The 22,721-nt window shown below is 55.6% G+C and carries 20 protein-coding genes and 2 pseudogenes; 5 read left to right on the top strand and 17 right to left on the bottom strand.

Going from position 1 to position 22,721, the window contains the following annotated elements:
* Positions 1-20 precede the first annotated feature (20 nt).
* The 10 genes from N1037_21125 to N1037_21080 all read right to left on the bottom strand — a co-directional run bounded on the left by N1037_21125 (position 21) and on the right by N1037_21080 (position 11,354).
* Positions 21-1,472: an aldehyde dehydrogenase gene (locus N1037_21125; protein UWS81605.1), complete on the bottom strand. Its 1,452-nt coding sequence runs from the start codon at positions 1,470-1,472 to the stop codon at positions 21-23.
* A gap of 139 nt (positions 1,473-1,611) precedes the next feature.
* On the bottom strand, positions 1,612-2,172 hold the full coding sequence (locus tag N1037_21120) for a maleylpyruvate isomerase N-terminal domain-containing protein (protein UWS81604.1): 561 nt from the start codon (positions 2,170-2,172) through the stop codon (positions 1,612-1,614).
* Complete coding sequence (locus tag N1037_21115) at positions 2,169-3,242, bottom strand: cupin domain-containing protein (protein UWS81603.1); 1,074 nt, start codon at positions 3,240-3,242, stop codon at positions 2,169-2,171. Before N1037_21115 ends, N1037_21120 begins: the two co-directional genes overlap by 4 nt.
* Positions 3,243-3,265: 23 nt before the next feature.
* Positions 3,266-3,913, bottom strand: a complete 648-nt coding sequence (gene maiA / locus N1037_21110) for a maleylacetoacetate isomerase (GenBank protein ID UWS81602.1) — start codon at positions 3,911-3,913, stop codon at positions 3,266-3,268.
* A 10-nt stretch (positions 3,914-3,923) separates the two neighbouring features.
* Positions 3,924-4,811, bottom strand: a complete 888-nt coding sequence (locus N1037_21105; protein UWS81601.1) for a universal stress protein — start codon at positions 4,809-4,811, stop codon at positions 3,924-3,926.
* Positions 4,765-5,460, bottom strand: coding sequence for a fumarylacetoacetate hydrolase family protein (locus N1037_21100; GenBank protein UWS81600.1), 696 nt, complete (start codon positions 5,458-5,460; stop codon positions 4,765-4,767). The genes N1037_21105 and N1037_21100 overlap by 47 nt, the downstream gene beginning before the upstream one ends.
* Positions 5,461-5,494: 34 nt before the next feature.
* A complete protein-coding gene (locus tag N1037_21095; GenBank protein ID UWS81599.1) occupies positions 5,495-7,447 on the bottom strand; it encodes a TRAP transporter fused permease subunit in 1,953 nt (650 codons plus the stop codon).
* A 60-nt stretch (positions 7,448-7,507) separates the two neighbouring features.
* A complete protein-coding gene (locus N1037_21090; protein UWS81598.1) occupies positions 7,508-8,476 on the bottom strand; it encodes a TAXI family TRAP transporter solute-binding subunit in 969 nt (322 codons plus the stop codon).
* 28 nt (positions 8,477-8,504) lie between these two features.
* A complete protein-coding gene (locus N1037_21085; GenBank protein UWS81597.1) occupies positions 8,505-10,121 on the bottom strand; it encodes a benzoate-CoA ligase family protein in 1,617 nt (538 codons plus the stop codon).
* Positions 10,122-10,211: 90 nt separating this feature from the next.
* On the bottom strand, positions 10,212-11,354 hold the full coding sequence (locus N1037_21080; protein ID UWS81596.1) for an FAD-dependent monooxygenase: 1,143 nt from the start codon (positions 11,352-11,354) through the stop codon (positions 10,212-10,214).
* A gap of 88 nt (positions 11,355-11,442) precedes the next feature.
* Between N1037_21080 and N1037_21075 the strand changes: the two genes are divergently transcribed.
* A complete protein-coding gene (locus N1037_21075; protein UWS81595.1) occupies positions 11,443-11,850 on the top strand; it encodes an acyl-CoA thioesterase in 408 nt (135 codons plus the stop codon).
* Positions 11,843-12,649, top strand: a complete 807-nt coding sequence (locus N1037_21070; GenBank protein ID UWS81594.1) for an IclR family transcriptional regulator — start codon at positions 11,843-11,845, stop codon at positions 12,647-12,649. The genes N1037_21075 and N1037_21070 overlap by 8 nt, the downstream gene beginning before the upstream one ends.
* A 209-nt stretch (positions 12,650-12,858) precedes the next feature.
* Here the strand turns inward: N1037_21070 and N1037_21065 are convergent, their stop codons facing one another.
* From N1037_21065 to N1037_21040, 6 genes and pseudogenes are all read right to left on the bottom strand, one after another.
* A complete protein-coding gene (locus N1037_21065; protein ID UWS81593.1) occupies positions 12,859-13,329 on the bottom strand; it encodes a 6,7-dimethyl-8-ribityllumazine synthase in 471 nt (156 codons plus the stop codon).
* The gene (locus N1037_21060) at positions 13,302-13,796 is read right to left on the bottom strand and encodes a riboflavin kinase (GenBank protein UWS81592.1); all 495 of its coding nucleotides are present in this window, start codon (positions 13,794-13,796) and stop codon (positions 13,302-13,304) included. Before N1037_21060 ends, N1037_21065 begins: the two co-directional genes overlap by 28 nt.
* The gene (locus tag N1037_21055; GenBank protein ID UWS81740.1) at positions 13,793-14,305 is read right to left on the bottom strand and encodes an SDR family oxidoreductase; all 513 of its coding nucleotides are present in this window, start codon (positions 14,303-14,305) and stop codon (positions 13,793-13,795) included. The genes N1037_21060 and N1037_21055 overlap by 4 nt, the downstream gene beginning before the upstream one ends.
* Positions 14,238-14,585: pseudogene (locus tag N1037_21050) on the bottom strand (SDR family NAD(P)-dependent oxidoreductase). Before N1037_21050 ends, N1037_21055 begins: the two are co-directional and overlap by 68 nt.
* A gap of 683 nt (positions 14,586-15,268) precedes the next feature.
* Positions 15,269-16,297, bottom strand: coding sequence for an IS110 family transposase (locus N1037_21045; GenBank protein UWS81591.1), 1,029 nt, complete (start codon positions 16,295-16,297; stop codon positions 15,269-15,271).
* Between the two features lie 102 nt (positions 16,298-16,399).
* Positions 16,400-17,157, bottom strand: a protein-coding gene (locus N1037_21040; GenBank protein UWS81736.1) for an IS5 family transposase whose coding sequence is annotated in 2 segments (ribosomal slippage) — positions 16,400-16,836 and positions 16,836-17,157 — 759 coding nt in all. Because the reading frame shifts where the segments join, the coding sequence is not laid out codon by codon here.
* A gap of 713 nt (positions 17,158-17,870) precedes the next feature.
* Between N1037_21040 and repA the strand changes: the two genes are divergently transcribed.
* The 3 genes from repA (at position 17,871) to repC (ending at position 21,372) form a co-directional block, all read left to right on the top strand.
* Positions 17,871-19,073 (top strand): plasmid partitioning protein RepA, encoded by a 1,203-nt coding sequence (repA, locus tag N1037_21035; protein UWS81735.1) that lies wholly within the window; start codon positions 17,871-17,873, stop codon positions 19,071-19,073.
* Positions 19,073-20,050: a plasmid partitioning protein RepB gene (gene repB / locus N1037_21030; protein ID UWS81734.1), complete on the top strand. Its 978-nt coding sequence runs from the start codon at positions 19,073-19,075 to the stop codon at positions 20,048-20,050. The genes repA and repB overlap by 1 nt, the downstream gene beginning before the upstream one ends.
* A gap of 227 nt (positions 20,051-20,277) precedes the next feature.
* Positions 20,278-21,372 carry a plasmid replication protein RepC gene (gene repC / locus N1037_21025; protein UWS81733.1) on the top strand — a complete coding sequence of 365 codons (1,095 nt, stop codon included), beginning with the start codon at positions 20,278-20,280 and terminating at the stop codon, positions 21,370-21,372.
* Positions 21,373-21,632: 260 nt separating this feature from the next.
* Here the strand turns inward: repC and N1037_21020 are convergent.
* Positions 21,633-22,390, bottom strand: a pseudogene (locus tag N1037_21020) (IS5 family transposase).
* Between the last annotated feature and the right edge of the window lie 331 nt (positions 22,391-22,721).

Here is a 22,721-nt window from a genome sequence, read left to right as displayed (position 1 = left end):
TTCTTGACGCATTCCAGGCGTCAGAATGGGTATTTCTGGCCGCTTTGTTCGATCGTGATCCACTTCAGTTCTGTGAATTCATCGACAACCGCGCGTCCGTCAAACCGTCCAAAACCACTGGACTTCGTGCCGCCATAGGGCGCTTGGGCCTCGTTTGCGACTGTCGAACCGTTGATATGAACAGATCCGGTATCAATGCGCTGTGCGACGTCGATGGCACGCGTCACATCGCGCCCAAATACCCCTGCCGACAGGCCGAATTCCGTATCGTTGGCAATACGCACTGCATCCTCGGTATCTTTGGCGCGAATGATCGAAACAATGGGGCCGAACGTTTCTTCGCCATAGATGCGCATGTCAGGCGTTACCCCGTCCAACACCGTTGCGGGCATCATCGCGCCATCGCCTGGCCCGCCTGCAACGATCCGTGCCCCTTTGGACACGGCGTCATCCAGCAAGGCTTTCAATCGGTCTGCTGCATTCAAACTGATGACCGGTCCCAGCACACAGGCGGACTGAGCCGCCGGGTCGCCCAGCGGAAGGGTTTTCGCGCGTTCCGCAAACTTTTGCACGTATTCATCCGCAATGGCGTCATCGACGATGATCCGCTCTGTCGTCATGCAAATCTGGCCTTGATACAAGAAAGCCCCAAAGACCCCAGCATTCACGGCGTCATCGACATTGGCGTCATCCAGCACGACCAAAGGCGACTTGTCCCCAAGTTCAAGAATACAGCGTTTCAGATGCTTGCCGGCCTTTTCACCGATAATACGACCAACCGCAGTTGATCCGGTAAAGTTGATACGCCGAACCGCTGGATGCGCGATGAGCGTTTCAACAGCTTCAGGCGCTGTGGACAGATCATGCGTAATGAAATTCAGCACACCCGCCGGAAAACCCGCTGCAGCGACAGCTTCGGCCATCAGTTCGTGGGTTCGGGGGCTGGTTTCCGATGCGCGGAATACGACCGTATTGCCGCAGACCAGCGGATAGGCAATCGCGCGTGCCGCCAGAACCACCGGCCCATTCCAAGGAACGATACTAAGGATAACCCCCACCGGCTGGCGGACTGTCATCGACAAGGTTCCGGGTTTATCGGTCGGAATGGTTTCACCCTGAATTTGGGTGGCAAGACCGGCTGCTTCGCGAAACAGGTTCGACGCAAGCATGACGTTGAAACCGGCCCAGAGCTCGTTTGCTCCGACTTCAGCCTGCATGGCCGCAATAAAATCTCCGACGCGAGCGTCGATTTCATCGGCTGCTTTCAACAACAGGGCACGACGTTCGCCGGGTCCCGTCTTGGACCAGCTTTGAAAGGCACGATGCGCCGACTCGACCGCAGCAATGCTGTCTTTCACGCCAGCAGCCGCGCTGCGGGTCACGGTCTGGCCACTTGTTGGCGCGACTCTGTCAAACGTCGCCCCGCTTTCGGCAGAGACGCGTTCGTTATCAATCAAAAGTTGAGTTTCCATATTTTCCTCCCTTTGGAACCTGTTCTCGCTAGGCTTGCAGCAACCCGAACCCTTCCTCCATGTGGGGGAACAGGTGCTGATTCTTTTAATATTGTGCAATTATTTCCCCAATACGTAAATATTTTTGGGGGCGTAGAAGTTAATCTTCCAATTCCACCGGCAAATCTCGGGTGCTTGCGCCGTTGCCCAAACCCAAAGCTGCGTGCCAAACTTGGACGGCACGAAGCCGAGGCAAGAGCCGGGGCGTCGCAACGGATCCATTCGGCATTGCAAACTCCAGATCCCACTGTGTGTCTGATAGATCGCGCCAACATACGTTCAGGTGTACTTCTGAGTGCCGAAACAAATGTCGAATAGCCTGAGGCGGCAATGTTTCGGCCAAATCGAGATCTGAAAACTGATGTTCAAGATCTGGCGGGAGATCCGTTGGCCTGCCGCGGAACAGCGATTCAAGCATCACGGCCTGACGACGAGCAGCGAAACTGACATCAACCACCACCCAGGCGCGCGAACGGCCTTGGAATGCAGAAGGTTGGTATAGGTCAGTGTCGCTCAGCTCCAAAAGCTTCCTTGCAAAGAACGCTGTTCCTCGCCTTGCAAGCAAGAGATCATCGTGCGGCGCAGAGGCCGTATCAAAACGTGCCCCTTTGCCCTGGCGTTGACGAAGCGCTGCACGCGCCGCATCCGTTTCGCTGCTCATGTTCCGGTGACCTGTGTGCGCATGAAATGCAATTGTTCCATGATCGGCGCATCCGAGAAGCGGAAGAGATCGAACTGGCTGTCAGCCTGAAGCGACCAGGACACCCAGGACGGCACCACGAACAAATCGCCCTTTTCCAACTTCTTCGTCTCGCCACCCAGGACGACCGCCCCCGACCCTTCAAAGACTTGGAACACGCTCGATCCGACTTCTTGCCGCGCTGCGGTTTCCACGCCTGGACGCAGGCGGTGGAATTCGCACCGGATCGTCGGCATGACGTCCCCGCCTGTTGTCGGGTTTACGTAGCGGATCGCAGCGTGCCCCTGTTGGAAGGTTGCAGGGTTGCCCTCGTCCTCCAGCAGCAGTTGCTGTGTCAGCGCCTGGTCGGTATGTTCCCAGCGATAGGCGCCGATCGGCGATGATACCGTGTTCTTCAATTGGGAAAGCGGGCGCAGCCCGGGATGACACCACAGCCGTTCACCCTGGCTGAAATTGGGGGTCGCGTTGTCGGTGACACGTTCCGCACCAAATTCAAAGAACCCGACATCCATCTGCTGGCTGAAAGGAATATCAAGCCCGTCAATCCAGGCCATCGGTTCGGTTGCCACGTTATGGTGGCCGTGGAAATTCCAGCCCGGCGTCAACAGCAAGTCGCCGCGCGACATCCGCACGGGATCACCATTGACCACAGTCCAGACGCCTTCGCCCTCGACGACAAAGCGGAAAGCATTCTGCGAGTGGCGGTGTTCCGGCGCGTTTTCGCCCGGGCACAAATACTGAATCGCGCACCAAAGCGTCGGGCTGACATAGGCGTTTCCGCCCAAACCGGGGTTTGCCAACCCGATGGCACGGCGTTCGCCTCCGCGGCCCACCGGCACGAGTTCGCCTGATCGTTCCGCCAACGGCAGAAGATCTGCCCATTTCCACACATAGGGTACGGCCTTCGACTTAGGGTGAAGCGGCATCAAATCGCCCGTCTGCGTCCACAGGGGGTTCAGGTGATTATCCTCAAAACCTTTGTAAAGTGCGCGCAGTTCCTGCGTGTCTTCGGGTTGCATGGCGTTGTCCATGGGTCTTTCCTCCTGAATGCTCTTCAGATTGCGTCGGGCTGGTTGGGCGGCGCGGATTTCTGGAACGCGTCCAGCGCGTCCAACGAGGCATAAATCCGGGCGATGGTCGGCCAGCAATCTAGCGGGATGCCAAAGCGGCGGTTGTTCCAGACCTGTGCATACAGGCAACAATCGGCCATCGTTGGGGTATCGCCGTGGCAATAAATGCCAGTCTCATCCGAGCTGGCCAATTCGGTTTCCAGCGCATCGAACGTCAGGGCAACCCAATGGGTGAACCACTCTTTCTGCGCATCTTCGTCCGCGCCGAACTGGTCGCGCAGGCGGAACAGGACACGCAGGTTGTTAAGCGGGTGTATTTCGCAGGCGATCATGTAGGACAGCGATCGCACCCGGGCCCGCCCGTCCGCATCTGCGGGCAGTATGGCGGGAGTGGGGTGCTTGTCCTCAAGCCATTCCATGATCGACAGGGATTGGGTCAGAAACTTGCCGTCTTCGCATTCCAGCGTTGGAACCAACCCTTGCGGGTTCTTGGACAGATACGCGGGTGTGCGCGTTTCCCCGTCGCGCAGTACATAGGCGACATAGTCATACTCCAGCCCCTTCAGGTTTAACGCAGCACGCAGACGCGTTGACGTGGAAGAGCGAAAAAAGTTGTGCAACTTCATAGGCATATCAAATCCTTCAATGGGACAAAAAGACAGGTACTCGGGTGGTATGCATCACGTCATGCGTGACCCCACCAAACAAATCCTGCGAGAACTTGCTGTGTTCATATGCGCCCATCACAATGAGCCTTGCGCCAACCTCATCTGCGGCATCTTCGATGATCCTGGCGATATTCCTGCCACTTCCAATCTTGTGCAGGTGACGGGCCGAAACACCGTGTCTTTCCAGGTGCTTCATGACACCATCATGCAGGGATGCCTCTGCCTGAGACCCAACCGTCAGCAGCGTTACTTCTCGCTTGCCCTCGATGGCATTCATTGCATCCCCCAGCGCGCGGGCAGCAGATCGTTTTCCATCCCACGCCACAAGAACCCGATCAGCAAGCACCGGGGCGTCGTAATCTTGCGGGACAACCAGCACCGGCCGACCACTATACAGCGCAATCCGATCCGGATTGACCGCATGGTGCTCTTCTCCGGCCAGGTCTGATTGGAAGCCAGTGATAATCAGGTCATAATGGCGCGCGAATTCACTTGGCAGCTTTGGACCAAGCTGTTCGGGAAGGATGAACTCTGACCGTTCGGCAAGCCCGGCTTCCGCAACGGCCCGTTCAAATTTTGCCCGAACCAAGGACACTTCTTGCTGTTCTGCTGTTCGAAGCTGATCACGCAACGCAGTCGGCAAACCACCACCAAGGCGTTCGAAATATGGCCGCCCGTTGCGCATTGCCGCGGTCAGCCAAGCCTCATGGCGGTCTGCCAACTTGATCGCATGAGAGAGGCTGCTGGCGAAGGAAGCCTCGCCGCTATACGCCAGTAAAAGGTTTTTGAAACTCATTAGCCTCTCCACTTCTTGCTTAGGATTTTGGACCGATGGGCGTTTCGATGCTGCCCAGACCGTCAATCGACACGACGCAGATGTCGCCTTCGACCATCGCGCCGACACCCGCAGGCGTACCGGTCATGATCAGATCGCCCGGCTCCAGTGCGATCGAGTGTGATAGGATCGAAATGATTTCCGGCACGGACCAGATCAGCTCGGCCAAATCGGCGTTTTGCTTGGTCTCGCCGTTGACGGTCAGGGTGATGGCGCCCTTGTCGAGATGGCCAACCTTGGATACCGGATGCACCGGGCCGATGACTGCCGAACGGTCAAATGCCTTGCCCCAATCCCACGGACGCCCCTGTTCACGGGCCTTCAGTTGCAAATCGCGCCGGGTCAGATCGTTGCCAATGGCATAGCCCCACACGTGGTTCAGGCTATCCTCTTCGGTGATGTTCGTGCCTGCGGTGCCGATGACAGCGACCAGCTCGGCCTCATAGTGGAAGTTCTCGGTCTCGGGGGGATAGGCGACAGTTTCACCATCCATGACCACTGCGTCAGCCGGTTTGGTAAAAAAGAAGGGCGGATCACGATCCGGGTCCTTGCCCATCTCACGGGCGTGGGCGGCGTAGTTGCGGCCCACACAAAAAATGCGTCGCACAGGGAGGCGGTCGTCACTGCCGTCGACAGCAACCGTTGCGGGGTCCTTGGGGGGGAAGACGTAAGTCAATTGAGAGTCCTTTCCTGTCCGTCTGTTGACGGCTTTAACGTTGTTCGATTTCCGGGTTCATCACCTCGGAGGAAACCCGTTCGCTTCGCCCGAGAAACCACAGTCCAGCCAATGCGATCAGTCCGGCCCCGTTGACCCAAAGCGTAAGGTCACCACCGATGCCCGGCGGTAGCAACAAGGCCACACCCGCCATCGCGATCAGAATTCTACGCCCCATACCAACCGGCCCATGCAGCCATCCGACAAAGGCGGCGGAAATCGCGTAGACACCGATGACAGCCGTCACGACCGCCAGAACGATCTCTACCGGGTCTCCGATCAAAAGCAGGGCCGGAGAGAAGACGAACAGGAACGGTATGATGTAGGCCGTCCAACCAAAGCGCATGGATTCCCACGCGGTTGCCATGGGCGATGCCTTGGCGATGGCTGCCGCAAAGAAGGCCCCGATCCCGATCGGCGGTGTGACCATCGACATCATTCCCAGATAGAAAATGAACAGATGTGCGGCGATTGGCTCTACCCCGGACTGCACAAGCGATGGCGCGATCAAGACGGCCAACAGCAGATAGACCCCCACGGTCGGCATCCCCATGCCCAGAACCAGACAGACCAGCGCAGAGATGAGAAGCAGCAGGAACACGTTCCCCTGCCCCAGATCGACCAGTGCAAAGGTTGCGGCAAAGCCCAGGCCGGTCACATTCAACACACCGATGATGAACCCTGCCGCCGCCGAAATCATGATGATCTCGGTGATGGATCGGCCCGCTTCGACGGCGGCGCTCCACAGGTCTTTGAAAACCATCCGTGTTTTGCCATATCCAACGGTCAACCCGATCAGCAGGGCAGCCGCCCCACCCCACAGAGCCGAGGTTTCAGCAGGTTGGTTGAACCAGAACAGCGCAACCACGATGGCGGCAAATGGCAGGATGAACACCCAGCCTTGCGACATGACGGTGCGGGTCGATGGGACATCATCCAATTCAAGCGGTTTGATGTTTTGTTTTGCGGCCTGCAAGTCGGCCTGCACGAATAGCGCGACATAATACAAAAGCGCCGGCACGATGGCGGCCACGACAATCTCGGAATAGGGTTTTTGCAGAATATCGGCCATCAGAAAGGCAACGGCCCCCATAACCGGCGGGGCGATCTGGCCGCCTGTAGATGCCACCGCCTCGACAGCACCGGCGGTTGTCCGGCGAAATCCCGACTGGATCATCAATCGAATGGTCACAACGCCGGTCGCCACGATGTTTGACACAACAACACCCGAGATCGACCCGAAAAGGCCCGAGGCCACAATCGAGATTTTTGCCGCACCACCGCGCTTGTGTCCCATTGTGGACATTGCGATGTCGTTGAAGAAATCCGCGCCGCCCGACCGCAACAACAGCTGCCCAAAAAAGACAAAGGCGACCACGACAGTAGACGCGACATTCAGCGTCAGACCCAGCAACCCGTTCGGGTCGAATGACAGGTATACGGCCAACCGATGTGGTGCGACTTCGCGTGTTTGCAAAACCCCCGGCACAAGGTGGCCGATCATCGCATAGCCAACGATCACCACGACGACGATCACAAGTGTCCAGCCAACCGCCCGTCGCAAACCCTCCAGCACCAGCAGGAATAGGATCGACCCTACGATAAGGGCGTCCCAAGGCAGTGACATCGCACGCGAGACAAGGCTGGGATAGGCCACCATGATATACAGCCCAAGACACAGCCCAAGCGCAGACAGAATCCAATCCAGAACGCTGGAGCGACCTGTTTCATCTTCGCTTTTTTCGCCGCGTCCCGAGACAAGAAAAATGATCGACAGGCTTAGGCCAAGAACAAGGGCAAGAAATTGCTCGGTGTAGTAGGAATAGCCAAGACGTGATGGCAGGCTTGCGGCTTGTACTATCGCAGCAAGCGTCAAAGACCCGGCCAAGCCTGCGACAACAAAGCTTTTTGCTGTGCGATCCGGTTGTTGTTTTTCGACCTGTTCCACTTGGGACCCCCTCCGTTGGTGGAATGGGGCGACGTTGCCGCCCCATCAAACAGCGCGCAATTATTGCGCTTCGATCAGTTCCACGCCGCGTTCTTCAAAGAAAGCGACCGCACCGGGGTGATAGTCGACACCGGGATAGGCCTTGTATGCCGTTTCCAGGTTCAAGGCGCGCAGCGGCGGGTAGGCACCACCAATGGCTTCGCGTTCATCAAAGATGACAGCCAGCAGCTTTTGTACGTCCTCATCGGAAACATGTGCGCCGGCGACCAGAACGTTGTCCCATGTCACAAACATCATTGGCTCGGGAACCCCGACGCGCACCGGGGCTGGCGTCACCTCGGCGAAATAGAATGCCGGACGAACGGCGCGGATCTTCTGTAGCGTCTCATCATTTGCCTCGACGCTCAGGAAACGCACTCCGCCAACCGATGCGTCAATCTCGGCAACTTTCGGACCACCGACGGCAAAGAAGGCACTGTCAACACGGCCCGATGCCATATCGTCCGACCCGCGGATCAGTTCCGGGACCGGCACCTGTTTCACGTCATCCCAGCCCAGACCACCGGCGGCCAAGATTGCAGAAATATGCGATCTTGCGATCGGGAAAGCATCCCACCCCGAGGGTACGCTGCGCCCCTTGAGATCAGCGATTGAGGTCATGCCAGAACTTTCCTTGACATAAAGACCAACAGGAAATGGGTTGACCCGTGCGACGACTCGCAGGCTAGGCATCGCGGTTGTGTATTCGCCAGTTCCCGACACTGCTGTAATGACATCATTCACATCATTCAGCGAGTATTCGGCCAGCGCATCGTTCACGGCCTGCATCATCTGGGCGTTGCCACCATAGGGCTGCACGACCATTTTCAGGCCCGCAGAGTTACGCGCCTGCCCGGAAATGACCGAGGCCATCGTGTTCCAAACAGATCCCTGCGGCGGGGTCGAGAACGACAGCACCTGAGCATGTGCAGCAGCCGTGAATCCTGCGGTCATCAGACCGGCGAGGATGATTTTCTTTAGTGTTCGCATTTTGGTTCCTCCCTTTTAATGCAAGCCGTCAAGCAGTGGTTTCGAGCGTTCGAAGAAGCGCCTGGCGATCAATTTTCCCGGTGCCGGTCTTCGGAAGTTCAGGTAGGAATTCAAACAGACGCGGTGCCTTGTAGGGTGTCAGCCTGTCCTTGATGAAATCGCGCAGCGAGCGGGTTAGCGTGTCATCACCTGTCTTATCGGCCACAAGGCTGACAACGGCGCGCAGGGCCGTCCGCTTGTCGTCCAGTTGCTCTGCCATCACGGCGCATTCGTGGACATCCGGATGCTCGTTCAGGCACCGTTCAACTTCCAGAGGCCAAACCCATTGACCCGACACTTTCACAAGATCGTCTGCGCGCCCTTGGAAATAATAATAGCCGTCCTTCTCGATGAACCGATCCCCCGTGTAGATCCAATCGCCGCGCATCGTGTCGGCGGTTTTGTCGGGGCGGTTCCAATAAGTCGGTGCCGAGGAATGGCCACGTACAAACATGACGCCTTCTTCCCCTGGCTGGGCAGGAGTTCCATCCGGCGTTTCAAGACGGATTTCATAGCCCGGAACCCGCGCCCCCGCTGCCCCAAGGCGGTGATCATCCAGCCGGTTGCTCAGGTAGACATGTAGCATCTCAGTCGAGCCCAGTCCTTCGGTCGGGCCGTGGCCAACCCTGTCCTTCCAGGCGGAATAGACATCTGCGGACAGGATCTCGGCTGCGGACATGGATTGGCGAAGCGAAGACAGGTCGCGCTTGTCGATATCCGCCGAACGCGCCAGCGCAGTGTAAAGCGTGGGCAGACCGAACAGAACTGTGGGGCGGTAGGTTTCGATGGATTTCAGCACGACATCGGGCCGGGGTTGGCCCGGAACCAACAGGGATGTGGCCCCGCGGGCAAAGGGGAAAACCAGCGAGTTGCCAAAGCCATAGGCGAAATAGGCCTTGGGCACAGAATAGCAGATGTCGCTGTCTTGAAGCTTCAGAATATGGGTTCCGAAACTGGCCTCGATATAGGCCACGTCGTGGTGCAGGTGGACGATCCCCTTGGGCCGCCCCGTAGACCCGGACGAATACATCCAGAACGCCATGTCATCGGGGCCGGTGTCTGCGGCATCCAGCGTGTCATCCGCACCCTCAAGGAAGGCATCTGTGCTGATGCTGCCCGCGCCTGGCTCTCCGTTTGCGATGACCAGTGTTTCTAGCTTGGTGCCTGCGCGCGTCGTGTCCCCGAATGACCCGACCAGATTGCCCTCGACCAGTGCGATACGCGCTTCGGTATCCCGCAAAAAGAAGTTCAGAACGTCCGGTTTGGTCTGGATGTTCAGCAGGACAGGCACGAACCCTGCGCGGACCGCCCCATAAAAGGCCGCAGGATAAACTGGGGTATCATCCAGAAAGAAGGCAATGCGCTCGCCCTGCTTCAGGCCAGCACTGACAAAGGCGTTTCCCCAACGCGCTGCTTCGGCGATCAGCTCGCGATAGGTCATTGTACCCATCGGGCCCATCACTGCCTGCCTGTCCGGGTTGCGATCAAGATTCTGCCACAGCATTTGTGAACAATTGCCGTGCAGTTCCTTCTTGTACCCGATTTCGGCCGCGCTTGAGGTATCAGCGGCCAGCGGGTCGGTGATGACAGTCTCTTGATTGGACATAATTATTCCTCCCTTTACCGAAGCGACACCTTTTGATCGGTGCCGCTCACGGTTTGACAGATATTCGACGGTTTTCAGTGACCTGTTCGGTCAAGCATTGACCGATTTGAACGCCGCGTAGTCGGCCGCAAATTTCGGCGCAACCTGGGCCAGACGTTCATCCGACATACGACCCGAACGGGTTAGGTAGTCGTAGGCGAACTCCAGTGGATGGAGCTGCATTTTCTCTTCGAATGACTCGTACCAGACAGCTGACGTTGTGGCAGCATCTACGATCTTTTTTGCAATCGGTGGGCGCGTCGCCTGATACCGCTCGAGCGCGGTTTCAATGTCGGCTTCTGAAGCCAGAGATTGGACCAGGGCAATAGCATCTTCCATGGCGATGCGTGTACCGGATCCGATCGAGAAGTGGGCCGTGTGAACGGAATCCCCCAGCAGCACACGGTTGCCAGAGTACCACGTATCACACCACAGTTTTGGGAACTGCCGCCAAACCGACTTGTTCTTGATCAGTTTCGCACCGTCCAGAACGTCTGCAAAGATCTCTTCACAGATTTCCGCGCTCTGATCTTCATCCATGTCGCTGAACCCGTAGGTCTTGAAAACCTCATCGGTGCATTCGACGATGAAGGTCGACGTATCGGGCGAAAAACGATAATGGTGCGCGTTCAGCGCGCCCTTGTCGGTGTTCACGAATGTCTGGGTCAGCGTGTCGAACGGACGGTCAGCGCCGAACCAGGCAAAGTGATTTGTACGCTGATCAATGGATTCTCCAAACGCTTTCGGATCACTTGCCCGGACGAGCGAATTCAGACCATCGGCCCCGATGATCAGATCCGCCTCAAGCTCGTCCACCGAATTAACCGTATGAGAAAACCGCAGCTCCGCGCCCAGCTCTTCTGCTCTTTCGCGCAAGGTTTCGATCAGTTGCAGACGACCCACGGCGGTAAAGCCTACGCCATCCAGCGTGACGCTGCCCTCGGGCAGATTCAAAGTCATGTTCTGCCAGCGCTCCATCTGGGGAACGATCAGATCATGCGTTTCGGGGTCATCCTGCTTGAGGAAATCAAGCGCTTGATCCGAGAACACCACCCCAAAGCCCCAAGTGGCGCCTTTCGGATTTTGCTCGGTCACCCTGACCTTCACGTGGGGCATCAGACGACGCAACAGGATAGCAGTGTACAGACCCCCTGGGCCGCCACCCAAAATCTCGACAGTAGAAAGCTTAGACATGGTTTCTCCTCAAACCCTCTCGACTTGGGGACGTTGATATCTTATGCTTCCATATTAAGCAATCAATTTCATAATGAGGAAATCTGTCGTGCCAGAACTACTGACCTACGAGATCACGTTCGGAGACTGTGACCCCGCCGGAATTGTCTTTTATCCCAACACGTTCCGCTGGATGGATGCCGCATTTCACAAGCTTCTGCGCAAGCATGGCGGCCACGCGTACTTGTGCGAAAAACTAAGTTCCCAAGGGGTTGGGCTGGTTGATGCATCGGCCCAATTTCAAAAGCCTATGCGAGACGGAGAGCAGCTAAGCCTGCGAATCTCGAACCTTGAATGGTCCCGACGTACGCTAACCATTCACTATGGCGGAGAGGTCGATGGCTCCGCACGGTTCAAAGGCCACGAAGTGCGGTGCCTTTTCAAGGAAACGAAAGATGGTATTGTGGCTGGCGAAATCGAGCAACTACGCCAACTTCTGGAGCCGTCGAATGAATGACGAAAACGGTCATGGATCAGGTCTAAAATCACTAGACACTGCGCTGAATTTACTGGCTCAGATGGCCGCAAGAGCTGGGCCGCAAACACTTTCGGAAATTGGGCGCGCCTGCGGCATGCCGCCCAGCAAGGCCCATCGTTATCTTGCCTCCTTCGTGAATGCAGGGTTGGTGCAGCAACAAGAACGATCCGGCCGATATGACCTTGGTCCAGCCGCGATGCAGTTGGGTCTTGCGGCACTTGCCCGACACGACTTCGTAAACTCTGCGGCAGATGGTCTGGAATTACTCTCTGCCCAGACTGGAATGACCGTTCTGCTGTCGGTTTGGGCCAATCAAGGGGCCACAGTGGTAAGATGGGAGAGAGGCGCAACGCCGACGGATACTTCGATGGGCCTTGGCACAACGCTTCCGCTGCTAAATTCCGCAACCGGACGCGTTTTTCTGACGTGGGGCGCACCGCGCGCCATCAATCCCGTCCGAAAGGACCAAATTCGGCGCCTTAGTCGCCAAACGGGACAAATACTCGACTTTGAGCCGTCAAAGACTGGTGTCGATACCTTGATTTCACGCACGCGCGAGCGGGGTTATGCTACCGTTGAAGGCCGATACATTCCAGGCCTCGTTGCAGCGGCCGCCCCGGTGCTTGACTGGCAAGCTGAAGTGCAAGCGGCCGTGACAATCGTCGGAACTGACCCGAACTTCGTCGTTTCAGACTCAGCCGAGATAAAGGCCCTTCTTGCTTATTGCACGTCGAAATCAGTGATCCGTGTCGAGACGGAATCTCAATCTTCAAAATAGAAGTGATTTACAGGTGTTGTCACGTATGAGACGTCCCGAAAATCGGACACTGAGGTGTGAATGCCCCACCCCACGTGTACAGTAGTCAATCACGCTGTTTGACAGGTACCAGTACCTTCATGAGTTTTCCTTTGGCTGGTCACAATCCGCCCAACGGCCTAGGGGGTCTAGGACAGGTCATATTGTTTGCGAACAGGTGTATTGAAAGCTTAGTCAGTGCGGGCCGGAGAAGAGGCCTCGGGGATTTTTTGCGCGATCTGTGCCATGGTATGTACGGCCTGTGCAGCCTCTCTTCCCTTCTTGACAAAGTGCGCCATATAGAAATCTGTGAGATCTGGAACCGGTTGAAAATGATGAGGCGTGAGACTGACTGAATAGGTCGGCACACCGGTTTCTAATTGAGCCTGCATCAACCCCGACACGACGGTTTGTGCGACAAAGTCGTGGCGATAAATCCCACCATCAACCACAAGAGCGACCGCAACAATTCCGTCAAAACGCCCCGAATTTCCCAGCTTTTTAGCAAGCAATGGCATCTCAAAGGCCCCCGGCACATCATAGGTCACAATATCGACGGCTTGCCCAAGCGCCTTCATCTCAGCGGTAAAGCCGATTAAAGCCTGATCTACGATATCTGCGTGCCAGCGCGCTTTTATGAAAGCGATAGAGAGGGTCGACATGTCCAGGTTTCCTCGGATTTGTGTTCATTTTTGCAGGAGAACAAAGAGCGAACGAATACAACGTCCTGCGTCATTGCCTTTACCAAATCTTCTTCGGTCTCGAACCGGAGTTCGCATCGCACGAAGTCTGTCAAGCAGACGTCTATAACTTCGCCATAAATGTCGCCATCAAAATCAAAGATATGGGTCTCAACCCGCGCCTCTTCGCCCTCAAAAGTTGGCCGTGTTCCGTATGATGTGACGGAGGCAAATTCTTTTGGACTCCTGCCTGTGATTCGCGTTGTCGAGGCATAAACACCATATGCCAGCCCGACGATTTGTGCGCTCACAAGGTTCGCCGTTGGAAAGCCCAAAAGGCGCCCCCGCTTGTCCCCATGTCTAACCGGTCCGCTCACTTTGAACGGTAAAGTGGCGTTGGTGGTTTTGCCTGAATTTTCGACTTGTTCATTCTGTGCGGTCTGTTTCATAGTCTTGCCCTCCCTCCGTCGACCACAAGGTCGGTTCCGGTGATGAAATCCCCTGTTTGAGCACAAAGATAAAGTGCCGCATTCGCGATGTCATGGGTATGGCCAAGACGGCCCAGCGGAGTTCCCGCCATCTGCGATTGAATATTGTCTTTGCTTTCCGCCTCATATAAACGCTGAACGCCCTCTGTGCCCGCAATGGGCCCCGGTGCGATGGTGTTGCAGCGGATGCCCTGCCCACCCCATTCAATCGCCAAGGTCCGCACCAAAGACATCACACCCGCTTTCGCGGCCGCTGCGTGGGCACAACCGGGCCAACCTTCGAACGCGCGCATGGTTGAGATCGCGATGAACCGCCCGCCAAAAGGCGAGCGTGCTAAGGGGGGCCTGAGCGGCCTTGGCGCAATGAAATGTGCCGTGGAGGTCAATGTCAACAACCGTCCGCCACGCGTTGAACGACATTTCCTCAAATGGAACGATGAACTTCCCCGCGGCGTTTGCAACAAAAACATCCAAGCCCCCGTAGGCGGCCACGCTTGCATCGACTGCCGCTTGAACCGCGTCGCCATCACGGACATCTACAACCTGCGCCATGGCTTGACCGTCAGCATTGCGAATATGTGCAACTGCGGTCTCAATGTGCTCTTGATTGCGGCTTGCGATCACGACGCGCGCCCCGGCCTTTGCAAGCGCGCAGGCAATACAAAAGCCGATGCCGCTACCACCACCGGTTATAAAGGCGGTCCGATCGCTCAGAGCGCTGGCAAAGAGAGCGGACTCCGTATGTGTCATGTCACACGCTCCAGCACGCAGCCGAAATCCGCGTCGAGAATAGTGTGTATTGCAAACTTTTCACAGAATTGTAACCGCCATCAGAGGTCATCCTTAGATCCCTTTTTCTGCAGTAGTTCTTTCGATAGGCGCCTTACTTGCAACTGTTCCTTTGAGACGCAGCGCTACGTGCGGAGTGTTTCATCTTTTTTTGGGGCGGTGCCTCCCTGCCACGTAAATTCTTTCATGGTCAGGGGTTGATCCGTCACCTGCCACCTCCCGCCTCAGTCCGCATGACCCAAGATTACCCGCTCTAGTTTCATTCGAAGCCAGTCATCTTGTGGAACCTTCGCCATCTTACTGTTGATTACTAGGGTCAGGACTTCGGTAACGGGGGCGTCCCAGTCAAGCCGTTTTGCGCAAAACAATTGATCCGCCATAGCGGTTCCTTTGATAATTTTTTGGTGCCCGCCCTGGCTTCTGTCGCGGCTATTGGCTGAGGTCCTTCGGGTACATGCTTCGGCTCGTGGTCAGCGCGGCGGCTGCCAACATGATGCTGGTTCGATGTAATTCCGATGTGCCCATCTCATAGGCGTGCTTGACTTGTGTCAGCGACAGTCCAGACCACGGCATCATCGGAACCACGTCCCTGCGGGACCTCGGAAGCCTGCGATCAATCAGGCAACGGGTGACGGGTCATCCGGTCAGGCAAGGTTCGGCGCGGCATCTGGCTGGAAGGTCGTGTTATCGACCCAAATCCGGTGAAGTATGACAGCGATGCGGCGTGCGAGGGCGACCATCGCGATTTTACGACCGCGCCGCTGCGCGAGCTGGGCTCCCCATGTTCTCAGCCATGTCGATCGGCCGCGGTTCATCATGACGGTTGCTGCTTGGCACAATGCTCGCCTCAGGTTGACGTCACCCGCTTTGGTGATGCCGCCGGACACGTCCCGCTCACCAGACTGGCTACGAGAGGGCGTCAGGCCAACCCAGGGGCCAATTCTCTTTGAAGACTGAAAGCGGGCCGGATCATCGACCCCAGCACGGAATGTCAGTGCTACGACGGCACCGATTCCAGGCATCGACATAAGGCGTTGGCAAACCGGATCATCCCAGGTCAACTGGCGCACGCACTTTTCGAGACCGGCCAGTTCCTGTCGTAGGGATGCTCGGGCCCGCAACATCGGTTCAGTCGCGGTTTCCAGCATCGGATTGCCATCTGCCAATTCCCGAATGCGCGTCTCGAACCTACCGCGGGAGATCGCACCGACCTTGAGGCCAAAGTTCCGCAGCAGTCCGCGCAACGACATTTCCAGAGCGATCATGTTCTGCTGGATAGCCTTTCGAGCGCCGAGAACCGCCCGGGTTTCCTGAGCAGAGACGGATTTACAGTGGACCGGGCGGAACCAGCCGAGATGAAGAAGGCGTGCAATCCCTTCTGCATCGCGCCGATCCGTCTTGATCGGCATCGCCTTCAGCGCTCCTTTCACCTGGCGCGTTTCCATGAGCGCCACATCCAGGCCAGCTTCGGTCAGCCTTCGGTGCAGCCATTGCGACAGTGGTCCGGCCTCCAGGCCAATCACTGCGATGCTGCCGTCAAGTTCGTCCAACCAGCGCGCCAGACCTTCGGGTTCGCTTTCAGTCTCCGCCTCTTTGACGATCTGGCCATGCTCGCTGACCACACACACTGCAGTCTTCGCCAACGACACATCCAATCCAATAAATAGCTTCATCCCGTCGTCCTCCATGTGGGTTCAATACGGGAATGGCGGCAGCGCAGCGCTGATCTGACAAGTGGCAACGGCGGTGCGTGACGCAGGCCCCGTTACAGCATCTCATAGCCAATAGCTGACGGTTGCCGCGAGGGCGATGGCTGAGAGGAAGACCTTTGGGCAGCGGTCGTAACGCGTGGCGACACGCCGCCAGTCCTTGAGCCTACCAAACATGATCTCGATCCTGTTGCGCCTTTTGTACCGACGCTTGTCGTATTTCACGGTCTTCTTGCGCTGTTTTCTGCCCGGGATGCAGGCGCGTATCCCCTTGTCGTTCAATGCTTCTCGGAACCAATCGGCGTCATAACCGCGATCCCCGAGCAGCCAATCGACTTTCGGCAGGCTGTTCACCAAAGCCCGTGCGCCGATGTAGTCGCTGACTTGTCCCGCGGTCACGCATAGGCTCAGCGGGCGGCCTTGGCTGTCGCAGATGGCATGCAGCTTGGTATTTATGCCGCCCTTGGTTCGCCCTATCAGGCGTCCACGCCCCCCTTTTTCACGCCCATGCTGGTCGCTGTGCGGTGTGCCTTCAGATAGGTTGCGTCGATTATAACGGTCTTCCGTTCGCCGTGATCGGCGGCCAGGCCGACCATTATCCGCGCAAAGATGCCCTTGTCACTCCAACGTTTCCAACGGTTGTAGAGTGTCTTGTGAGGCCCATATTCCGCCGGGGCGTCGCGCCAACGTAAACCATTGCGATTGATGAAAATAATGCCACTCAACACGCGCCGATCATCGACGCGAGGCCTGCCGTGGGACTTGGGAAAGAAGGGCTCCAGACGCGCCATCTGCGCGTCGCTCAACCAGAAGAGATCAGACATGTTCACCGGTCGATTTTCGAGCCGTGAATCACGCTGCCACCGGGAAATCAATGGGTCCCGACCCTAGCTTTAGCCTGCCGGACACTTCTCAGTGGCAAGGAGCTTTTTCTCCTGGCTTTGCTGGGCTATTTTCTGATTTCACGTACGGCTCGGACCACCTGCCCCACTCAGAGAAACAATACCAACAATTGTGCCGCCCCCCCCCCAGGCTGAGTAGTACGCTTTTAGAAAAAGTAATGCTCGGAAGGTACGCCGAGTTCATCTCGCGGCAGACCAAAAGTCTAACTTTCCCGCATGTAAGGTGCAAGAAAGTAAGACTGCGATCTCTATTGGGAGCGCCCCCGAAACCCACTAAACGTCGTCTGCGGAGACCCCGCTTGGCTTTTTTCCGCGACAACGGCTTTCCACAGCTTCCTTAATTCAACCGATTCGAGACCTAGACGTGATTGCTATCAATTGTGATCATGTGGCTATATCGTACAACATCTTGCGGCAACTCACGGAAACTTTGATAAAGTGTTTTTTTACAATAGGTTAATAGGAAATTTTCGGCATCCATACCTAAATACAAACGAACCCCATCACTGAAAGGGCCAAAAAATTGTTGCCTGGGGATAAGTTGCGTGTCATGAGTTCAATTGTCGCAAGCTGACGTAAATCACGCTGTTTAGCGACGAAACACAGATGACCCACTAAGAGGTCGTGAGGGCAGCATGAATTCAGACGGAAATATCGCGCAAACCAGTTCTATCGCTGCATCCATTGCGTCGAACGCTGCCCGTCTGTCGGAAGCGCTTAACAACCATATGCGCAATAGCTTCCAGCCCGATAGTAGAAAAGCGCTACGTAAGTTTCATCCTGCGGAAGCATCAGAGCTAACCGGCATCAGTATGTCGAACCTTCGAACGCGGCATCAGGAAGGTGATTTCCCTGATGTAGAGACGGATTCCAGAGGTCGCAGGCTCTATACCGCCCAAGAGATTGACCAAATTCGCCATGTGATGGCAAAGACCGGTCGGAATGGCGAAACATACCTTCCCGGACGGCGCGAGAACGATGCCCTTCAGGTTATTTCTATAGTGAACTTCAAAGGCGGATCCAGCAAAACAACCAGCGCCATCCATTTGGCTCAACGCTATGCGTTGCGAGGCTATCGGGTACTTGCGATCGACATGGACCCACAGGCGAGCTTAACCACGATGTTCGGGTACCGTCCTGAGATCGAGTTTGCTGAGAGCGGCACCGTTTATGACGCGCTAAAATACGAAGACCCTGTGCCGCTGAGCCAAGTCATCCGAAAAACATATTTTCACAACCTTGACCTCGCTCCGGCAGGTCTCTTGCTATCCGAGTACGAGACAGAAACAGCGTATGCGCTTCAGCACAAGATCGACCCGCCATTCACTCAACGCCTTGCGATCGCTCTCGACGAGGTCGAAGCAGACTACGATCTCGTCATCATAGATTGCCCGCCTCAACTTGGCTTCACAACAATGACAGCTTTGTTGGCGTCTACCGGCCTACTAATCACGGTTGTTCCCAGCATGTTGGATGTTGCATCAATGGCGCAATTCCTTGAAATGGCTGGAGAAACTGTCCAAACTCTCGAGGAGGCGGCAGGGCCCATCGACTGGAATTTCCTTAAGTTCTTGATCGCTCGATATGAACCAACCGACGTCCCACAGTCACAAATGGCGGGTTTCTTGAGGTCTATTCTCTTGGATCAAGTGTTGACCACCCCGATGCTCAAATCCACAGCTATCTCAGACGCTGGGATGACGCAGCAAACCATCTATGAGCTGGATCCCTCGCAAGTCGTAAAGAAGACACTAACACGCATATTAGAGTCTGTTAATGGCGTCGCGGATGAGTTCGAAAAGACGATCCAGCAAGCTTGGGGAAGGGAAACTGACTAATGGCCCGTAGAAACCTATTTCAGCCCCCTCCCCCTCCCGATGCGGCCAGCAATGCGGCACCAGCCGGAGCACAAAAGGCGCGATTCCCGAATACCGGCGCAATGAGCGGCGTTAAATCCACTTTGAAGGATGTCGCGAGCAACGCGGTAAGAGAAATCCCCGTTGATGTCATTGAAGAGAACGGCCCCAAGGACCGTCTCTCTTTCACCGATGCTGATGTTGTGACGCTAGCTGAGAGCATTAAGGCACACGGCCAACAAGTACCGATTATGGTGCGCCCCATCGCGGACAAACCCGGACACTACAAGATCGTTTATGGTCGCCGCAGACTGCGGGCCTTACGATCGCTCGGCATCCCCGCGAAGGCTCTTGTCAGATCTCTTTCTGACGAAGAGGCCATTCTCGCTCAGGGGCAAGAGAACACCCATCGTCTGGACCCCAGCTTCATTGAAAAAGCCCTATTTGCGACCGAGCTGGCCACAAGTGGCTACGAGCAAGCCATCATTCTGGATGCCCTCGCTGTGGACAAGCCAATGCTATCGCGCATGACCAAAGTTGCACGGTCTATTCCAAAGTCAGTCATTGAGCAAATCGGCTCCGCGCATGGCATTGGACGGAGGCGGTGGGAAGAGCTGGCAGACCAGTCGCGCAGCTATAGCGTCGATCTGGAACAGGTCACCGCAACGCTTCAGTTTAATGCGGCCAAGAGCTCCGACGACCGCTTTGGCATGGTCAGTGACGCCATTACTCAGGCGCTAAAATCTAAGGCCACTAACAAACCAGCTGTACCCCCTACCCTCTCCATCAAACTTGGTGATGGGACGGCTTTGGCTGAAGTAAAAGAAACGGCCCGTGCTTTGACATTCAAGCTGTCGAAGTCCGATGCCCCAGAATTTGCCCAGTGGATGCGTAACAACGCAGAAGCTGAGCTTATGCGCCTCTATGAGGCGTGGCAGTCAGAGCAAAAGCCTGACTGATGTCGACCGAGCAGTAAAACTTAAAAAAGGAGCACGACCAACAACCCAAAAAAGAAAGAGCCCCCCAAGGTTTCCCTAGGAGAGCCCAATCTGTTCTTTGCACTTTCAGATTTACCAGCTTCTCCGCGCCAGTCAACAACAACCGATTCGGTTGCCGAAGATTTGCGGCCTTTTTTCTGACTTTCAGAGATATCGGAGCCTTTCACATCAGGTTGTCGTGAAAAAACATGGCATTTATACAAGCATCTGCACCCACTGGGCTGCGGACCAGTGAAATATTGTCCGCGGACAATTCCATTCCAGAACGCCACATCGTAGTCGCAACGCTCCGAAACGCGGCCCCGCGACTCGGTCTCAGTGCATCGGTGATTTCAACATTGGACGCGATGCTTTCGTGCCTCGCTCCAAAGCGCAACCACCACACCGTGTTTGCATCAAACTCAACGCTCACGTTCCGGCGCAATGGCATCTCAGACAGAACAATCAGACGCCACGCAGCGACGCTTCAAGAAATTGGCCTGCTCGTTCGCCGTGACAGCCCCAATCGAAAACGGTTCACAAAACACAACAGTCACGCCGGCCAAGCCCTTCGCTTTGGCTTTGACCTCTCACCGCTTTTCGATCGTCTGCCTGAGATTGCTTCAATGGCGGCTGAGGTCATGAGGGAACGAGAGCAAATTGACTATCTGCGTGCCAAAATCCGCGCGGCAGCCAATGCAAGCCTGATCGATAACCCAAACGATGCGATGGCTCTGAACGTCTTTCGTGTCCTCCGTCGGAAATTGTCCCTTGAAGACTGTGAGAAAATTCTCTCAACCCTGCCAATCAAAGAAGTTGAAGCAGAGTCACCAGATGATCAAACTTCTAATTTAACGACTACATTGACCGCCAGTGACGGTCAAAATGTCCGGCACCATCATAAGTCAAATAAAGAACATATTGATAAAGAGAACATCTCACAAAAAAAACAAACCACTCCTATGCCTTCAGATGCTCCAATCACAATACCAGAATTGCTATCGGCCTGTCCGGAAGCAGCCGAGTTTTCGCTGAGAAGAATAGAAACTGTTCATGATGTCGTCGCTCACGCACGAACACTGGCGCCGATGATAGGGATCAGCCCTCAAAGCTACGAGGCTGCTCATAAGCGACTGGGTGCGTTAAGAGCAGCGGCAACTGTTTGGGCCATCATGCAGTTCCATGACAAAATCAAAGTAGTTGGTGCGTATTTTAGATCAATAACCACCGGATCAAAGAGCGCAGATTTTAGCCCAGAGAGGCTCATCCGGCGTTTGGCTTCGGCGCAAAAATATGCAGTTTGATTTCAGAATTGTCCGCGGACAATTTTCAAAGCCGCATCGTCGGCTTTAATGAACGGCCGCCCACACAAAGATACCATGAGGTGCTAAGTCTTACGGCCGATAGCTGCACAGATTTTATTGCGCTCAGAAGAGATGGGGCAGGACCCACTGGTCTATATACAATCTACCACGAAGCTTTGCCGACACATTACGCGCACCATTTAGGCCCATTGCCTAACTCAGTCGCCATTGAGCCAAATTCAACACTCTTGGGTCAGGACTCATAACCAGAATATGACGGTTGCTGCGAGGGCGATTGCGGAGAGGAATACGGTTGGTGATCTGTCGTAGCGGGTTGCGATGCGCCGCCCATCCTTGAGCTTGCCGAACATTCTCTCGGTGCGATTACGACGTTTGTAGCGGCGCTTGTCATATTTGACGGATTTCTTGCGCGACTTGCGGCCAGGAATGCAGGGCTTTGTGCCCTTGTCCACAAGGGCTTCACGGAACCAATCAGCATCGTACCCTCTGTCAGCGAGGAGCTATTCGGCCTCAGGCAAACCATTCATCAAGGCGGCTGCACCAGTATAATCACTAACTTGTCCTGCTGTGATGAAGAAGCGGATTGGTCGTCCGTTGGTGTCTGTGATTGCGTGCAGTTTGGTATTCATACCGCCCTTGGTCTGCCCGATCAGGCGTCCTCGCCCCCCTTTTTTAACCGCAGGCTGGAGGCCGTACGATGTGCCTTGAGGTAGGTGGCGTCGATTGAGATGGTCTTGTTGTCGGGGGCCTGCTCGGCCAGCCCCATCATGATCCGCGCGAATACGCCCATATCACTCCAGCGCTTCCAGCGGTTGTACAACGTCTTGGGCGGACCATACGCGGCGGGCGCATCGCACCAGCGTAAACCATTGCGATTGATGAAAATAATGCCGCTCAAAACACGGCGATCATCTACTCGAGCGCGACCTCGGCTCTTTGGAAACTACGGACGAAGCTGCTACATTTGTTCTTCGTTCAGCCAATAAAGATTGCTCATCATATCCCCCTAAAACTGGGGGCCGTGAATCATGACAGCGCCACAAGCTCAATCAGTTAATGGGTTCTGACCCTAGGATGGTAGCCAAAACGTGGTTTTCAATTAAAATACATAATTATCAATGTGTTAGTTGAAAAATGCGTACTATTTCTCACAATAGTTCCCTGAAAACCAGTTCGTTCGTGTTTTGAGTTGTTTTGCAGTCCGCCATTACAGATGCAGCCTAGTGTTATCCTAAAGTAAAAGTTTCCTTCTTGTTTTGGGACTGTCTGAAGGAACCCTTGTGGGTTGTTCCTGACGAGTCCGGGTCGGTTTCCGGCCTGTTTGTCCG

Origin of the sequence: Phaeobacter sp. G2, from assembly GCA_025163595.1 — a bacterium.
Lineage (GTDB): Bacteria > Pseudomonadota > Alphaproteobacteria > Rhodobacterales > Rhodobacteraceae > Pseudophaeobacter.
The sequence above is the reverse complement of the archived record's forward strand: the minus strand, read 5'-3'. Positions and strand labels throughout refer to the sequence as shown.

What these genes read in the sequence shown, in the direction of transcription:
- N1037_21125 (UWS81605.1), bottom strand. Translation starts at nt 1,472, where the DNA reads ATGGAAACTCAACTTTTGATTGATAACGAACGCGTCTCTGCCGAAAGC.
- N1037_21120 (UWS81604.1), bottom strand. Translation starts at nt 2,172, where the DNA reads ATGAGCAGCGAAACGGATGCGGCGCGTGCAGCGCTTCGTCAACGCCAG.
- N1037_21115 (UWS81603.1), bottom strand. Translation starts at nt 3,242, where the DNA reads ATGGACAACGCCATGCAACCCGAAGACACGCAGGAACTGCGCGCACTT.
- maiA (UWS81602.1), bottom strand. Translation starts at nt 3,913, where the DNA reads ATGCCTATGAAGTTGCACAACTTTTTTCGCTCTTCCACGTCAACGCGT.
- N1037_21090 (UWS81598.1), bottom strand. Translation starts at nt 8,476, where the DNA reads ATGCGAACACTAAAGAAAATCATCCTCGCCGGTCTGATGACCGCAGGA.
- N1037_21085 (UWS81597.1), bottom strand. Translation starts at nt 10,121, where the DNA reads ATGTCCAATCAAGAGACTGTCATCACCGACCCGCTGGCCGCTGATACC.
- N1037_21080 (UWS81596.1), bottom strand. Translation starts at nt 11,354, where the DNA reads ATGTCTAAGCTTTCTACTGTCGAGATTTTGGGTGGCGGCCCAGGGGGT.
- N1037_21070 (UWS81594.1), top strand. Translation starts at nt 11,843, where the DNA reads ATGAATGACGAAAACGGTCATGGATCAGGTCTAAAATCACTAGACACT.
- N1037_21065 (UWS81593.1), bottom strand. Translation starts at nt 13,329, where the DNA reads ATGTCGACCCTCTCTATCGCTTTCATAAAAGCGCGCTGGCACGCAGAT.
- N1037_21060 (UWS81592.1), bottom strand. Translation starts at nt 13,796, where the DNA reads ATGAAACAGACCGCACAGAATGAACAAGTCGAAAATTCAGGCAAAACC.
- N1037_21055 (UWS81740.1), bottom strand. Translation starts at nt 14,305, where the DNA reads ATGTTTTTGTTGCAAACGCCGCGGGGAAGTTCATCGTTCCATTTGAGG.
- N1037_21045 (UWS81591.1), bottom strand. Translation starts at nt 16,297, where the DNA reads ATGAAGCTATTTATTGGATTGGATGTGTCGTTGGCGAAGACTGCAGTG.
- repA (UWS81735.1), top strand. Translation starts at nt 17,871, where the DNA reads ATGAATTCAGACGGAAATATCGCGCAAACCAGTTCTATCGCTGCATCC.
- repB (UWS81734.1), top strand. Translation starts at nt 19,073, where the DNA reads ATGGCCCGTAGAAACCTATTTCAGCCCCCTCCCCCTCCCGATGCGGCC.
- repC (UWS81733.1), top strand. Translation starts at nt 20,278, where the DNA reads ATGGCATTTATACAAGCATCTGCACCCACTGGGCTGCGGACCAGTGAA.